Below are 15,191 nucleotides of genomic sequence, written 5' to 3'. Positions count from 1 at the left end.
CTCGCCGGCTTTCTTCGAATTTCCAAGACGTCAGGAAGAGCCCGTCCGAATCCAGCCCCGCGGATTTCGCATCCGAAGGCCGGTTTCGCCGTGCGAATCGGGGTGTATACACTGGTCTTTGCGGTGGATACGATCACTCCTGCTCGCTGACGGGCTATGCCATCCATGTCCGGATCTGTGCCATGATGACGCAGTTGATTCCGCTCGAAGGGGGAAGCCCCATCGCCGTGGATAAGCCGATTATTTTCTTCGGTCGCCATCCCGACTGCGACGTGGTCCTGACGCACAGCCGCAAGGTCTCCCGGAAGCACTGCTGCCTGGCGGTGATCGACGAGCACTTCGTGATCCGCGACCTGGGGAGCATGAACGGGCTGCGGCACAACGGCGAGCCGGTCAAGAAAGAGGCCAAGCTCAAGATCGGGGATGAGTTCCACGTCGGCGACGTGGGGTTCCGGATCCAGGTGGCGACGGAGATGCCCCGCCGCTCCTCTTCGCCGCCGACCGTACAGACTGCTCCTGCGCCGACGGCCGCTTCGGCGCCGCGTCCGGGCGGCCGTCCGACGAGCCCGCCCAAGATGGAGCCGCGGTATCTGAGCCAGGACATGCCGGTGGCGATTCCTGAGGAGGGGGCGGAGTTCTCGGTGGAGGAGACGCAGGCGAAGCGTCGTTCCGGTCCGACCGCGCCGTTGCCGAAGGCTCCCGCTCCCGTTCCGCCGCCGGCTCCGAAGGCGAAACCCAAGCCGAAGTCGCCCACGGATTCGGACAGTGTGATCCGGCTGGGTGACTCGGACATTATCGATCTGTAGTGGGGTTGCGCGTACCGCGTCCTTGCCGGCACGGCTTGATAGCTCAAACCCAACGTGCGACGGCAGCCGGGGTCAAGGGGGCCCCCCTTGCCGCCGGAGGCATTCCGGTGAGGAACCGTGGTACACAACGGGCGTCCGCTTTGTGGTACCGGCGTTGAGGACTCGCCGCTCGCTCTGGAATCTCCGCGGCTTGGTGAGGGGGCATCCGGCACGTCGTCCACGCTTGGACACGCTCTCCTTCAGAAGACTCTCGACGGCCAGGCCTCCGGCGGGCAAGAGGGGCGTCGCCCCCCTTGCATCCCCCCACCAGGGTCCCCCTGGACCCGGTGAAGCTTCATCGCGCTCTACGATTTCCCCTGGCTTCGATAGACTGTGCTGAACAGTCATTCTTCTCCTCACCCGGCATCCGCCTTCATGCCCGACTCCCTCGCCGCCGTCGATCAATTCCTTGGCCAGAACGTCAACCACTTCGTCGACGACCTCAAGGAACTCCTCCGGATCCCAAGCATCAGCGCGGACTCCAAATACCGGGGCGACGTCCGCAAGGCGGCTGAATGGGTCCACGCCCAACTCCAGTCCGCAGGCCTCTCCGCCGAACTCGTCGAGACACCCGGACACCCGATCGTCTACGCCGAGTGGCTCAAAAAGCCCGGCGCACCGACCGTCATGGTCTACGGCCACTACGACGTCCAACCCCCCGATCCCCTCAACGAATGGGTCACCCCCCCCTTCGAACCGACCGTCCGCGAAGGCAAGATCTACGCCCGCGGCGCGACGGATGACAAAGGGCAGATGCTGACCCACATCCAGTCGGTCAAGGCTTGGCTCCAGGCCGCCGGCTCGCTCCCGGTCAACGTGAAGTTCGTCATCGAAGGCGAAGAAGAGGTCGGCAGCAACAACCTCGAGAACTTCCTCGAAGCCCGAAAGGCCCAGCTCAAGTGCGACGTGGCGGTCATCAGCGACACCAGCCAGTACGCCCCCGGCATCCCCGCCGTCACCTACGGCCTGCGCGGGATCATCGCCGCCCAGGTCACCCTCCACGGCCCCAAACAGGACCTCCACAGCGGCGTCTTCGGCGGCTCGATCGCCAACCCGGTCAACGCCCTCGCGCGGATCGTCGGAGCCCTGCATGACGACAGCGGACGGGTCCAGATCCCCGGCTTCTACGACGACGTCCAGGACCTGACCGCCGAGGAGCGAAAGGAGTGGTCCAACCTCCCCTTCAGCGAACCGGACTACCTCGCGCAGCTCGGCACCTCCGCCCCCTGGGGCGAAGCCGGCTACTCGACCCTCGAGCGCCGCTGGGCCCGCCCCACGTGCGACGTCAACGGGATCTACGGCGGCTACCAGGGCGAAGGCCCCAAGACGATCATCCCCGCCCGGGCGACCGCAAAAATCACCTGCCGGCTCGTCCCCGGCCAGTCGGCCGAGAAGATCGTCGCCGGCCTCAAGGCGTTCGTCACCGCCCACTGCCGGCCCGGCCTGCGGATCGAGTTCCAGGAGTACCACGGCGCTCCGGCGACGGTGTGCGACCTCAACAGCCCCTACATGCAGGCGGCCCGCGAGGCGATCTCCGCCGGCTTCGATCGCCCGCCGGTCATGATCCGCGAAGGCGGAACGATCCCGGTCGTCGGGACCTTCAAGAAGGTCCTCGGAGTCGACACGCTGCTCCTCGGCTGGGGCCAGAACACCGACAACCTGCACGGCCCAAACGAGCATTTTTCCCTCGACGACTACCAGCGGGGAATCCGCTCGAGCGCCCACCTGTGGGCGACACTCGGAGGACGCTAAGGGCTTGCGGCCAGCATTTTCTTTAGCCAGGAGCTGATTGCCGGGGGCAGGGGAGGCCCCGCGCGTCGTCCGGAACGCCCGCGCGGAAAAAATGCCCGGAATTCTTTGAACCTGCTCGCCGGCCGGGCGACTCAATCTGTGTCGGACGCAAGCCGGCCCCGAATCGACAGGGCGGGCGAGCCGCGTTCCGGGAACGTGTTGGAGCCGGCCGCACCATGTCCCTTCCCCGTCTCGACCCGATGCAGGAGCTGCTCCTGGTCGGCCAGGCGCGGGGAGGCGACACGGCGGCCTTCTCGGTCCTCGTGAGGGCCTATGAACGAAGGCTCCTCTTCTTCCTGAGACGCTTCGCACCCGACACCGCCAGGGCCCTCGATCTCCTCCAGGAGGTTTGGCTCGACGCGTTCCGGAAGCTGCCAACGCTGCGAACACCTGAGGCGTTCCGCGTCTGGCTGTACCGGATCGCGCACGACCGGGGGGTGACCCAGGTCCGCCGGGACCGCCGCGAGGACGAAGCTCTCGCGGAAACGGAGCCGGCCGGAGACGTGCTCGACAACCACGAGTTCGAGCGGGCGGAGATCGCCCACCTCGTCCGCGAGGCGCTCGACGAATTGCCTCCCGGGCAGCGGACCGTCCTCACGCTCCGCTTTCTGGAAGAGATGAACCTTGAAGACCTGTCCGGGGTGCTCGGCGTCCCGGTCGGAACCGTGAAGTCCCGCCTGCATCACGCGAAGCTCGCGCTGCGGGAGAGACTGAAGGAGCGAGGCCATGACGACATCTGATCCCCGCCGCACTTTTCTGGAATCCCTTCTGCGGGACGACCCCGCGGAATCCCATGACCAGTTTCAGGAGTACCGCATCATGCTCGAGAACAAACTTCAGAAGGCGGAACGCTCGTTCCGGACCCGCCGCCGCTTCACGATCGGCCTGTGGGTCGGCATCGCCTCGCTGGTGCTGCTCGGCTTCCTCGTGGCGGCCATCGGCGGTCCCACGCTGCGGCCGGTCGGCATGTCCTTTGTCCTGATCGCCTACGGCCTCGGCTACCTGGGTCTCCTGCGGCTCGTCATGTACGTCTTCGTCGACCGGTACCGCGTCGAACGGGTCCGCGACGAAGCCCGCGACGCAGCACTGCTCGACCTCTCCCGCCGGGTCGAAGCGTTGACGAGTGCCCTGCTGGCGAAGCCGAAGTCGGCGTCCTGAGACGGCCCCGACCGCACGGGCCAGGAGCCAAGTCTCCTGAACCCCAAGGGGCGAACGCCGAGGGCCGACCTTGGAGATCCCGCCTCGCGGGCCAACTCTCCAAGCTTTCGAGGAACAGCTCTCCCCTCCTCGAAAGCTCGAACACCGCGCCCGCCCGAACGGACTATGCCACCTCAGTCCCATCGTGCGACGGCCACCCGGTCCAGCGGGACGCTGGCTATTCGACTTCGTGGACGCTGATCTGGTTGTGGCGGCTGGCTCCCTTGCCGGTCCATGACAGGAAGACGATCCGGTCGCCGCGTTTGAGCATTCCGGTTTCGACCGCGTTCTTGACGACGAAGTCCCGCAGGCTCAGGAGGTCGTTCGTCGGGGCATCGGGGACGGGAATCACGCCGCGGTAGAGGCACAGCCGCCGCAGCAGGGCCGGGAACGGGCTGACGCCGATGGCGGGAATCCGGCTGCGGTGCTGCGAAACGGCGAGGGCCGCGCGGCCCGACGTCGTGGCGACGACGATCAGCTTGGCGTCGAGGTCTTCGGCCAGCCGGACGGTCCCCTGGGCGGTCGCTTCCGTGACGCGGGTGATTCCCGCGATGCGGCCGACAGCCTTGGGGGCCCGGTCGAACTCGCGGGCCAGCGGCTCCGTCGCCAGGGCGATGCGGGTCATCATCTGGACCGATTCGACCGGGTATTCGCCGACCGCCGTCTCGCCGGAGAGCATGCAGGCGTCGGCCCCGTCCAGGATCGCGTTGGCGACGTCGGTCGCTTCGGCCCGGGTCGGGAGCCGCGAGTGGTGCATGCTGTCGAGCATCTGCGTGGCGATGATGACCGGCTTGTGCAGGGCCCGGCAGACCTTGACGATCCGCTTCTGGATGACCGCCATCTCGGCGATGTCGACTTCGACCCCCAGGTCGCCGCGGGCCACCATGACGGCGTCCGCCACGGCGATGATCCCTTCCAGGTTCGAGAGCGCCTCGGGCTTCTCGATCTTGGCGACGATCTGGACCTCCGAGGCGGCCTGGTGAACGAGCTGACGGAGTTCGAGAACGTCTTCCGCGCGGCGGACGAAGCTCAGGCTGAGGAAGTCGACTTCGGCGCCGGCCGCCCACTCGGCGGTCGCCCGGTCCCGGTCGCTCAGCGACGCGACCGAGAGCTTGACGCCGGGGAGGTTGACCCCCTGCTTGTCCCGGACCGTCCCTCCCTGGAGGACGGTGCACTCGACTTCGTTGGCCTCGATACGGGCCACCTGGAGGGCGACGACGCCGTCCGCGAGCATGACCCGGTCGCCAACGTGGAGTTCTTCAATGAGCGTCGGATAAGTGCAGACGAGCTCGGCCGGGTTCGTGGTGACTTCACCCCGGACAAATCGGACGGTGTCCCCCTGGTTGCAGGTCAGAGCTCCGCCGGGGAGGAAGCCCAGGCGCATCTTCGGGCCGCCGAGGTCGACCAAAACGCCGACCGGCTGTCCCGCCTTCTTTTCGGCCTCGCGGACGAGCGCGAGATAGTTCGCGTGCCCCTCGCGGTCGCCGTGGGCCGTGTTGATCCGGAAGACGTCGACCCCTTCTCGGATCAGGGCCGCCAGCTTGTCTACGGTGGCGCTGGCGGGGCCGACCGTGGCAACAATCTTGGTTTGACTCGTACGGCTCCAGGGGGAGGAGGCGGTGGCGGCGGACGCTGGGGACATGGCGATCAATTCTCGGCAATGCGGCAGAATGCAACGTGCGCGAACCATAGCCTTCCCGGGCCGATCTCGCACGCCGAAATCCCCCAGTTGTTTGCCCGTTCGGTTGCGGAATTCCAGTGCCGTTCGTCCAGATCTGACAGGCTTTTAACCTGACTGTGCAGTGTTTCCAGCTTCCGCTACAGTCGACCCTTGCGGCTCGAATCCCGCCCCCCGATCGGGTGGTTTTCGAGACCATCCGCCCCTCAAATCACCGGGACGAGTCCGTCCCATCCAATCGACGCGGCGCAGCGGAACCGCTCCGCCGGCCAGAGCACCATTGCAGGGAAGAGGATCATGACGATGGACCCGTACGCGTTCTGTCCATGCGGCAGCGGCAAGAAGGTGAAGTTCTGCTGCCAGCCGATCATGGCGGACATGGAGAAGGTCGAGAAGTTCCAGGAGAACAACCAGCCGCGGATGGCGCTGCAGCTCCTCGAAAAGCTCGCCAAGGCGCATCCGCAGAATCCGTGGGTCGTCACCCGGCAGGGGATCAACCTGATCAACGATGGCCGCGCCGCCGACGCCAAGACGACACTCGTCGCGTTCCTGCGCAACCGGCCCGACCATGCGCTGGCGAACGCGCTCTACGCCACCGCCGCCGCCTCGGTCGACGGCCTCCCCGCCGCCAAGAAGGCGGTCCACCGCGCCTTCAAGTTCTCGATCGCCGGCGAGCCGCACCTGTGCGCCATCCTGGCGGGCTCGATGGCGGACCACTACTTCGAGCAGGGAAGCGTCATGGCGGCGCGGCAGTACCTCGCCATGGCCCTGCGGCTGGGAGTCGGCGAGGCCCGCCAGCAGGCACTCGTGGAGCTGCTCGAGCTCGACAGCGACCCCCTCATTCCGTACCCGCTCCGCAGCGGTCAGACGATCCCCAGCTACGCCGGCACCGAGGCCAACCGCGAGGCGGTCGCCAAGGCGCAGCGGCTCTCGTCGGTGGGCTGTTACGAGGAGGCGGCCCAGATCCTCACCGACGCGACCGCCGGGGATCCCGGAAGCGCCGACCTGTGGCACCTGATCGCCATCCTCCGGGCCTGGGACGGCCATGACGCCGCATCCGCCGAGGCATTCCGCAAGGCGGCCGAGCTCTACGGGGACGAATCGTTCGCCGCGGAGTGCGCGACGATCGCCGAGCTGCTCTCGCGGTTCCAGTCCGACCGCTCGTCCGCCGTCCGGCAGTCGCTGTACCGGGTCGAATCGGTCGGCCGCCTGCTGAGCCAGCTGGACGGAGTGCCGGAGCTCGACCGGGTTCGCACCCAGGCGCCGCAGGAAGGGGTCGCGGCCGCCTACATGGTCCTCGACCGTCCGATGCCGGGAGCGACCGAAACGGCTCCGGGGCTCGACGACATCCCGCGGATCGTCGGCCGCATCTACATCTACGACAAGCTCGATCTCGGGACCGACGACGACGCGCCGGAGTTTCCCGGAGCGGTCGTTTCCGGCATTGAAGGGGACAACCTCGGACGGGCGAAGCAGCTCTTCGAGAAGGCGGCCGACGGTCTCGCCAGCTCGATCGCCCCCCCATCGGAGACGCCGGACGTCGACGTCGTGGCCCGGGTCCCGCTCGACGATGCAGCGCTGTTCGTCGATCTCCGCTGGCCGCCGACGCTCGCGGCCCGGTCCAGCCGCGAGCTCCAGAAGCAGTACCTCCACCGGCTGATTTTTGAACAGTGGATGGACGCCCCGCGGGCGAGCCTTCAGGGGAAGACGCCCCGGCAGGCGGCGGGCGTTTCCGAGCTTCGGGTCCCGCTGGCCGCCGCCGTGTTCTACCTCGACGCCATGTGCGACCTCCGCGGCGTCGTGCTGCCGTTCGACCAGGTTCGCTCGGAGCTGGGCCTTGGCCCGATGCCGACGCTGGAGCTCAAGGACACCGCTCAGCTGAACTCGCTGAGCGCCCTGCAGCTGCAGCGGATCGATCTCAAGCCGCTTACCAACGAGCAGCTCGACCTGATCATGCAGCGGTTCGTAACGCTGCGGCACTCGCGGCTGTCGATCAAGGTTCTCGACGAGGCCCTCCAGGGCCGGAGCGGCTACTACGCCGAACCGCGGGACCGTTCGACGGCAGTCGCCCGCCTGTCCGACATCCTCCGCGTCGCCGGCGACCTCCCCGGCTCGCTTCACTGGAACCGGGTCGGTTTCGATGAGAGCCAGTCGGGACCGAACGCGGTCGTGGACGGGGTGCAGTGGAAGATCCGCGAGGTGATCATCCGCGGCAACGACCGGGAGGATCCGGAGCTGAACCGTCTCCTCCTCGAGTTGTGGAATCACTATGGTCCGAAGCTCCCGCGGCTGCGCGAGCTGCTGGAGAGCATGGTGGCGGAGGCGGGGATGGACGCTCCGTGGAAGACTGCGATCGTCACCGCCGGCTCGATCGGCTCGGGCGAGGGGCTGTGGTCACCGGAAGCGGCCGCGACGGCGAACACCGGATCGAAGCTCTGGATCCCCGAATAGTCTCTCGCGAAGTTCAGCGATTTCCTGACGGCGTCTGCGGCTTATGCTGCAGACGCCGTCTTTTTTTGCGGACACCGTCCTTGCCGCCGCAGCTCCGCTCCCTCAAACCCAACGTGCGACGGCAGACGGGGGTCAAGGGGGTCCTACCCCCTTGCCGCCGGAGGCGCTTCCCTGAGGAACCGTGGGACACAACGGATGTCCCCTTTGTGGTACCAGCGATGAGGACTCCCTCAAATCACACCGCTGGCATTCCAATCCCCGCGGGTTGGTGACGGGGCATACGGCACGTTTTCCGCGTTTGGACATGTGCTCCTTCAGACATCTTTCGACGGCCAGGCCTCCGGCGGGCAAAGGGGCGTCGCCCCTCTGCACTCCCCACCAGGGTCCCCCTGGACCCGGCTGGGCCTTCCGCGTTCACCGCAGATCAAGGAGCCGCGAGAGCCGCATAACTCCCGGCCAGCGGAACCTCAAGCACATGCGTCACATACTCGGTCACCGGCGGCACCACACCGGCCGCCGACCGCTCCCCAGGCTTCGGCCGCGGCTTTGGAGGACGGAACCCGATCTTGACCTCCACCGCATGCGGCAACCGCCCCTGAGCGGCGGTATCCCACTCGGTCACCCAGGCCGCGCCGTCGTAATACCGGAATTCAAGGACCACCACCTCCGCTGCAATGAGCTGCGCCGCCGCCGCCATCGCCTGATCATCCGACTCGATGTCGGCATGCTCGATCGCCAATCGATCCCCTTCGAGTCGCGCGAGCCCCACCGGGTACCCATCACTCTCCCGCATGTCCTGGCCGCGGGTCACGCTCTCGCCAACCGCACCCGCCATTCCCCCCCCGCCACGACTGGCCAGGAAGTAGCTGACCGACAGAAGATCGCTCGTCCGGCTGGCGAGCGACGTCGCCCCCGACGCGGCGGAGTAACTCAGCCCCCGCTCCGGACGGGAGACATGCATCACGAGCGTGTTGGCATTGCCGATCAGTCCCAGACTGCTGTTGCCCGACGTCAAAGTCGGAGCCACCGTTCCGCCCGTCGCCGTCTCCTCCTCCGTCGGCTCGGTGGTCGTCGCGGTTCCGGCCTGCTGGGTCGTCCCGGTCGTGGCAGTCGTCCCCGACGCCCCCTTGGCTCCGACCGTCCCCTTCGTTGTCGTCGTTCCGGAAGTCGCGGACTGCGCGCCGGAGGCTCCGCTGGTCCCCGAGTTGGTGCTGCCCGACTCCGTACTGGAGGACGTGCCGCTGCTGGCCGCCGCCTCCTCGCCGCTGTCCGCAGCGGCCTCTTCGGGGGGGCGGTAAACGACCGACTTCAGATCCCGCGCGATCTGGGAGAGGATCGCGCGGGCGATCTGCCCCTGGTCGATCGGCCGCGCGGCGGTGACCATGATCCGCGAGTAAAGCAGGAACGCCCCGTAGACCGCGGCCATCAGGATCAGACTGATCGCCAGAGCCGCGATCACCTCGATCAGGGTGAACGCCGCCGAACCGCGGAAGGATCGTGAGCGACGCCTCATGGAACGAGGTCCTGCAGGATCGAGGACGAAGAGGACTCCGTGCCGCTGTTGAGGAACACGTCGGGATTCCTCACGGAACGGACCAGGGCGAACGTCATCGTCGGCTTGCCGGCCGAGTTCAGATGCGAGACCTGCATCTCGAGGCGGATGAGGTCGGGGTGAAGCGTGTCGGTCGCGGTGATCAGGTTCCACTGCCACTGGCTGTTGTCTTCAAAGGTGCCGGAGGCGCTCTGCATCGGCAGGACGCCGACGACGACCGAGTTCATCTGGCTCTCGGCCCGCAGAACCGCCTCGCTCTCCCACTGAACCTCGGTGGCGACTCGCATCCCCTGCGAGGCGATCTGCGAGATGGCCGCCAGGGCCCCCATGAAGATCGCAAGCGAGATCACGACCTCCAGCAGCGTCAGGCCGCGATGGTGAAGGGCAGAGGAACGGCGTGCTCTTGAACGGGAAGGCCGGTTCATGGTTCGCGAGTCACCTCCCCGACATAGACGACTCCCGTCAACCCGCGGACCGAGACGTTCATCGCGAGCTTCGTTTTGGTGGCCACGTTGATCGAGCGATCGTCAGCCGTCCCGTCGGGAAAGAAGCGGATCGCGGAGGACCACTGGACATCGCTCAGTCCGCCGCCGTCTCCTTCGAGCAGGGCGAGAACGTCCTGCGGAATGCGCTCGACGGCAGGAGCCTCCGGAACGCCGAGCTTGGCCGCCAGCGATGTCGCGACGAGAAACTGGCAGGTCTCATCGAGCTGGCCGAAGAGCGAGCGGACGGTCTTCTTCACAGCAGCCGGCTGACCGAGCTGCGACGCCTGGGCCGGCGCGGTCCCCTGCAGGTCTTCCGGCGTGGGCTTCTCGAGCGGGACGACGATGTACCGCCGTCCCCCCGGCTCATACCGGAACTGGTAGACGAGCCCCGACTCGATTGCCAGGGCCCGCGTGGACGCCGCGATCTTCCGCAGTTCCTTGACGGAATCCCGCAGCCGGGTCTCGGCCATGTAGCGGACGAAGGAGGGCCAGCCAAGCGCCGCCAGCACCACCAGAACGGACAAGACCAGCACGAGTTCCAGAATGGTGAACCCGCGCTGGTCTGTTCTCTGCGTTCGGAGCGACGAGCGGCGCATCGAAGAGTCCCGCCATCGGAGAGGACGGGCACCCCTCAGGAAGGTGACCGCTCACCGAGGATTACTGCCAGTTCTTGATGTCGTCCGCGGCACCGTTGTCGTTCTTCTTGTTGGGACCGTTCGACCAGATCGCCGGCTTGTCGATCTTGTGCTTCGTCGTCGTGTACTCGTAGTTGTACGCCTGGAGCCACGGATCCTGCGGAAGCTTTTCCAGGTACGGCGTGGGAGTCATGCCGTTCTTCTCCGGCGGAGTCACCAGGAGGTTGATCCCCTCGGCCCCGGTCGGATACTCGGCGTCGTGGTCGACCGCATATCGCTTGGCGGCGTTCTCGATGTTCATGATGTCCGCCGCCGCGGCCTTGATCATGGCCTGCTTCTGAGTGCCGAGCAGGTTCGGCGCGACCATCGCGGCGATAACGCCGAGGATGGCGAGAACAATGAGCAGTTCGAGCAGGGTAAAGCCGGCCCGACGGGCCTGGCGCAGGGTGGTGGTCCGCTGCATGTGTGCGTCCTTATCAAATTCCAACTGAGCCGGGCGGATGGGGCCGCGGACCGGACGGATCTTCGCAGAGTTCTGAACCGGTCGACAGCCCCTTTTTCCCTGGCAACAGACTTCCGGTTCAACACGCGAGTATTTCATTGTAACCCCGCGCGGACAACAGCGGACTCCTGAATTCCCGCTGAAACCAAAACGCAGCCGAGCAACGACTTCCGACCGAGGCGGATCGCCGGGCCGGCTGCGGTTTTGACCGTCACCCTGAATGGAACGTGAACGCAGTCGGCCGCGGAGATCCACCCGCCGCGCCGAGGCTCGAAAAGGGCCTCAAACCCACTTCGGCTCCCACCCCTTGCGGTAGGGCTTTGTCAGGAGCGAGTTCGCCTTGGAGTTGTCCTTCACCAGGCCCTCCGCGGCGTCCCAGGTGAGAGCCTCTCCGGCCAGGCGCGACGCAACGATTCCGAGAAGGACCGTTTCGGTCAGTGGCCCCGAGTAGTCGAAGTTTGACGTCGCCTTCCCGTCGCCAAGGCACGCGTGCGCCCAGTCGGTGTAGTGGTTCCGATGCTCCTCCATCTCGATCTTCGTGTCCTTCACCTTTTCGCCCAGGAGCTGCGGCGGGGCGACGTGCGGGATGAGCAGCGTGCCCTTATCGCCGAGCAGGGCCGAGCCGGATCCCGGGAGCTTGGTCTCCTTGGGGAGGCCGAGCTTTTCGTGCGTCGGCATCTTCCCTTCGCCGTCGTACCAGGTCACCGGGAGGCTCGGCCCGGCGGTCAGTTCGTTGCCGGGGAACTGGTAGGAGACCGTGCAGGATTTCATCCAGACTTCGCTGTTCATCGGCGTCGACTCGGCCACGATCGTCTTGGGGGCAGAGAGCTTCAGCGCCGAAAAGACCGGGTCGAGAATGTGGCAGCCGAAGTCGCCGAGCTGGCCGCTGCTGAAGTCCTGCCAGGCCCGCCAGTTGAACGGTGCGTAGATCTTGTCCTTGTACGGCCGCTCCGGAGCGACACCCAGCCAGGCGTCCCAGTCGAGCGAACCCGGCACCGGGTCGCTCCCCGTGGGGCGGTCGTCAACGAGCATCCAGCCGAGCTTCCCGCTCTGCCAGGAGTGGACCTCGCGGACCTTGCCGATCGCGCCGCTGTGAACCAGCTTCACGGCGGTCCGGTAGACCGCGTGCGAGCGGATCTGGTTCCCCATCTGGGTGACGACCTTGAACTTCGCCGCCGCTTCCCGCATCTGGCGGGCTTCGTTGACCGTGTGCGTCAGCGGCTTCTGGCAGTAGACATGCTTGCCAAGGACCATCGCCGGGAGGGCGATCGGGGCGTGCATGTGATCGGGCGTGGAGACGATTACGGCGTCGAAGCTGCCGGCATCATCGAGGACTTTCCGCCAGTCCTTGTACTGCTTCGCCTTCGGGAACTTCTCGACGGCCCAGCCGAAGTGCTCCTTGTTCTGTTCGACGTTGCAGAGTCCGACCACCTCGACGCGGTCGCTCTTGGCGGTCTCTTCGAGGTCGCTCCGCCCCTTCCCCCCGGTGCCGATCGAGACGACGCGGAGCTTTCCGTTGGCATCCGCCCCGCGGGAACGGGTGGGAAGAGCGCCGACCGCCACGGCGGCACCGGCGGCACCGGCGGCGGCAAGGAACGTACGGCGGGAGGAACGGAAGGCCATGGGAAAACCTCTCTCACGAATACAGGCAACGGACGTCGTGACGCGTGGCGGACCGGAACGCTGCCGCCGCGCGGGGATGGCGTGTCCCGCGGCTTGTGGAACAAAGTCCGGGCCGCGGCATACATCAATCGCATCCGATGGGAATTTATCCCCGTACGAAGCGGATCGCGAGCCAGCAGAGGAGAGGAAACCCGACAAAGATCAGAACGATCGCCCAGAGATTGGCGCGGAGATTGTCGGGCCAGCGTGCCATGAGAAAAGCCCTGCGGAGCGGTGGCCGGGCCATCCGAGGATGCACGGCCGCCGCCACCGGACGGTTCAGGAAATCAGCAGTAGGAGTCGAACACGCGGACCTGCCGCCAGTTCGGCTTGTTCTCGTCGATGAACTTCAGGTGGTCCGGAGCGGTCTGGTAGACGTCGTGGGCGGCCTTGTCGGTGAAGGCGACGTGGAGGGCCACGTGATACATCCGGTCGTTCACCGGGCGGGCAAACTCGCTCCCCACCTTGCCGGCGGCGAAGAACTCGACTCCGGGGTGGTTCTTGAGGTACTTGTGACAGGCGGCGACCAGTTCGTCGATGCGAGCGGGCGCAGCGTCTTCGAGCGTGAAAAAGACGTCGTGAACGAGCATGGGTGGAGTGGGTTGGTGACCGTGGGGGCGGGGGAAGAATCCAAAGTCTAAGTGACGGGGCACGATTGTTGGAGCGGGCGGCGGACGAATTTGGCTGGTCGAGTTGGGGCGCCGGGTTGGCCTGGCTCAAACACCGTCCTTGCCGGCGCAGCTCCCATAGCTCAAACCCAATGTGCTACGGCAGCCTGGGGTCAAGGGGGCCACGCCCCCTTGCCGCCGGAGGCATTTTCGATGAGGAACCGTGGAACACAACGGATGCCCCTTTGTGGGCCCCGCATTGAGGACTCCCTCAATCCCCACCGCTCGCTTTGCAATCCCGCGGGTTGGTGAGGGGGCATATGGCACGTTGTCCGCGCTTGGATACGCACTCCTTCCGATGGTGTCCGACGAGACGGCCTCCGGCGGGCAAAGGGCCAAAGAAACAACACAGGCCCCTCTGCACTCCCCACCAGGGGTTACCCCCTGGACCCCGTCGACCAATGACGCCGGATTTCGCAAAGGACATCCGGCGGCCGGGCACGACGTTTGAACAAGCGTAAACTGCGATACAGACCTGACCTCGAACCGTACGCCCCCCGCCCGAAAAGACCTTGGTCTCGACTGCTCCCTAACAGTTCCGTAACCTTTTCCGCCTTGGTACGGAGCGCGATCCGGGCCCAGGACAGATTCGTATCCCGCAGACGTCCAATCCGATTCGAGAATTCTTATGGATCTGTCGACCGAGTCCAACCGGCCGCAACCACGATCACTGTCGACGATCCAGGACAGGGAACTCTCCGACACGCAGATCGTCGACAACCTCCCCTCCACGGTCGTCAACAAGATCCTGGAAAAGCTTCCAGCCAATCTGACGCTCCGCGCGGAATTCGCGACGACGATCTTCGCCGGACTGATCGGAGGGATCTGCTTCTCGCTGTTCAACATGCAGCCCGCCAGCGCCACCGGGGCCATGCTGCAGGAGGCGATCCACTTCGTCCATACGTCCGACCCCGGCGAATCCGCCTTCGACCTGGGACACCGGCAGGAGCAGTTGCTGACGCTGTTCCGCTTCACCGTCATGCTCTGCGCCCTGGGCGCCGGCACCGGCTGGGGCCGCATGGGGCGCATCGCGCTCTGGGATTATCCCAGCGCCCGGCTTCGGCTGCTCGGCCGCTCCATCGTGCCGCTCATGTCCGCCCTGGCCCTCGTCGTCCTGACCTGGGCCCTCCACACCAACGACCGGCACCTCGACAACCTGCAGCGGACCTACATCTGCTCGATGTTCGCATTTGCGACCGGACTGCTGTGGGGGATCATGCCGGCGGACAACATGACCACGGCCCGCTCATTCCTCGTGAAGCGGGCCGCCCTGGGGGACCTGTGGGCGGTGCGGCAGATCGTCCTGTTCCTGTTCTGCGTCGGCTTCGCGGGGAGCCTCTACCAGTTCATCAACATCTCTCACCCCAGCATGCACATCATCGGGTCGCTGGTGGTCCTCTTCGGCCTGATGGACACGAGCTATCTCGCTTCAAGCGTGTTCCTGGAAAGCCCGCTTCCCCCGGAATCCGAAAAGGCGCTCAAGCCGTGGGCCCCGGCGATCTCGACAACGCTGGCGATCCTGTTCGGCATCATCGCCGTCACGTACGGTCGGACTCTCGCCTCCAACCATCCCCCTTCGGCCCGTGCGAACATGTCGGCCCCGGCGACGCACGAGACCGCGATCCCTTAACTGACTACGGCCGAAGAGCGAAACACCAAGACACGAAGGCCCACAAAGTTCACGAAGACGCCACTGCGCGTTCAGACCTTGGTGCTCTTTGTGCC

General features: G+C 66.2%; 13 protein-coding genes. 6 read left to right on the top strand and 7 right to left on the bottom strand.

The features are described from left to right. Window positions 1-182: 182 nt before the first annotated feature. From VT03_RS31625 to VT03_RS31610, 4 genes are all read left to right on the top strand, one after another. Entirely contained in the window at window positions 183-806 is a 624-nt protein-coding gene (locus VT03_RS31625) for an FHA domain-containing protein (RefSeq protein WP_075096702.1), read from the top strand. 414 nt (window positions 807-1,220) lie between these two features. Next, window positions 1,221-2,597, top strand: a complete 1,377-nt coding sequence (locus tag VT03_RS31620; RefSeq protein WP_075096701.1) for a dipeptidase — start codon at window positions 1,221-1,223, stop codon at window positions 2,595-2,597. A gap of 215 nt (window positions 2,598-2,812) precedes the next feature. Then, window positions 2,813-3,376, top strand: coding sequence for an RNA polymerase sigma factor (locus VT03_RS31615; protein WP_075096700.1), 564 nt, complete (start codon window positions 2,813-2,815; stop codon window positions 3,374-3,376). Then, a complete protein-coding gene (locus VT03_RS31610; protein ID WP_075096699.1) occupies window positions 3,363-3,794 on the top strand; it encodes a hypothetical protein in 432 nt (143 codons plus the stop codon). The genes VT03_RS31615 and VT03_RS31610 overlap by 14 nt, the downstream gene beginning before the upstream one ends. Window positions 3,795-4,011: 217 nt before the next feature. On the opposite strand, the gene pyk is transcribed toward VT03_RS31610, so the two are convergent. Further along, window positions 4,012-5,475: a pyruvate kinase gene (pyk, locus tag VT03_RS31605; RefSeq protein ID WP_075096698.1), complete on the bottom strand. Its 1,464-nt coding sequence runs from the start codon at window positions 5,473-5,475 to the stop codon at window positions 4,012-4,014. Window positions 5,476-5,808: 333 nt separating this feature from the next. Here pyk and VT03_RS31600 point away from each other — a divergent pair, with 333 nt between their 5' ends. Continuing rightward, window positions 5,809-7,962 (top strand): hypothetical protein, encoded by a 2,154-nt coding sequence (locus tag VT03_RS31600; protein WP_156514918.1) that lies wholly within the window; start codon window positions 5,809-5,811, stop codon window positions 7,960-7,962. Window positions 7,963-8,386: 424 nt separating this feature from the next. Here VT03_RS31600 and VT03_RS31595 read toward each other — a convergent pair whose 3' ends face one another. From VT03_RS31595 to VT03_RS31570, 6 genes are all read right to left on the bottom strand, one after another. Further along, window positions 8,387-9,475, bottom strand: a complete 1,089-nt coding sequence (locus tag VT03_RS31595; RefSeq protein WP_075096696.1) for a prepilin-type N-terminal cleavage/methylation domain-containing protein — start codon at window positions 9,473-9,475, stop codon at window positions 8,387-8,389. Further along, window positions 9,472-9,864, bottom strand: a complete 393-nt coding sequence (locus tag VT03_RS31590; protein WP_075096695.1) for a hypothetical protein — start codon at window positions 9,862-9,864, stop codon at window positions 9,472-9,474. The genes VT03_RS31595 and VT03_RS31590 overlap by 4 nt, the downstream gene beginning before the upstream one ends. A 71-nt stretch (window positions 9,865-9,935) precedes the next feature. After that, a complete protein-coding gene (locus VT03_RS31585) occupies window positions 9,936-10,595 on the bottom strand; it encodes a prepilin-type N-terminal cleavage/methylation domain-containing protein (protein WP_075096694.1) in 660 nt (219 codons plus the stop codon). 61 nt (window positions 10,596-10,656) lie between these two features. Next, window positions 10,657-11,097, bottom strand: coding sequence for a type II secretion system major pseudopilin GspG (gspG, locus tag VT03_RS31580; protein ID WP_075096693.1), 441 nt, complete (start codon window positions 11,095-11,097; stop codon window positions 10,657-10,659). A 321-nt stretch (window positions 11,098-11,418) separates the two neighbouring features. Further along, window positions 11,419-12,759, bottom strand: a complete 1,341-nt coding sequence (locus tag VT03_RS31575) for a Gfo/Idh/MocA family protein (RefSeq protein ID WP_075096692.1) — start codon at window positions 12,757-12,759, stop codon at window positions 11,419-11,421. Between the two features lie 326 nt (window positions 12,760-13,085). Next, the gene (locus tag VT03_RS31570) at window positions 13,086-13,388 is read right to left on the bottom strand and encodes a Dabb family protein (protein ID WP_075096691.1); all 303 of its coding nucleotides are present in this window, start codon (window positions 13,386-13,388) and stop codon (window positions 13,086-13,088) included. Window positions 13,389-14,094: 706 nt separating this feature from the next. On the opposite strand from VT03_RS31570, the gene VT03_RS31565 reads away from it, so the two are divergent. Beyond that, a complete protein-coding gene (locus VT03_RS31565) occupies window positions 14,095-15,096 on the top strand; it encodes a hypothetical protein (protein ID WP_075096690.1) in 1,002 nt (333 codons plus the stop codon). Window positions 15,097-15,191: the final 95 nt, after the last annotated feature.

Source organism: Planctomyces sp. SH-PL14 (assembly GCF_001610835.1).
Taxonomy (GTDB): Bacteria; Planctomycetota; Planctomycetia; order Planctomycetales; family Planctomycetaceae; genus Planctomyces_A.
The sequence above is the reverse complement of the archived record's forward strand: the minus strand, read 5'-3'. Positions and strand labels throughout refer to the sequence as shown.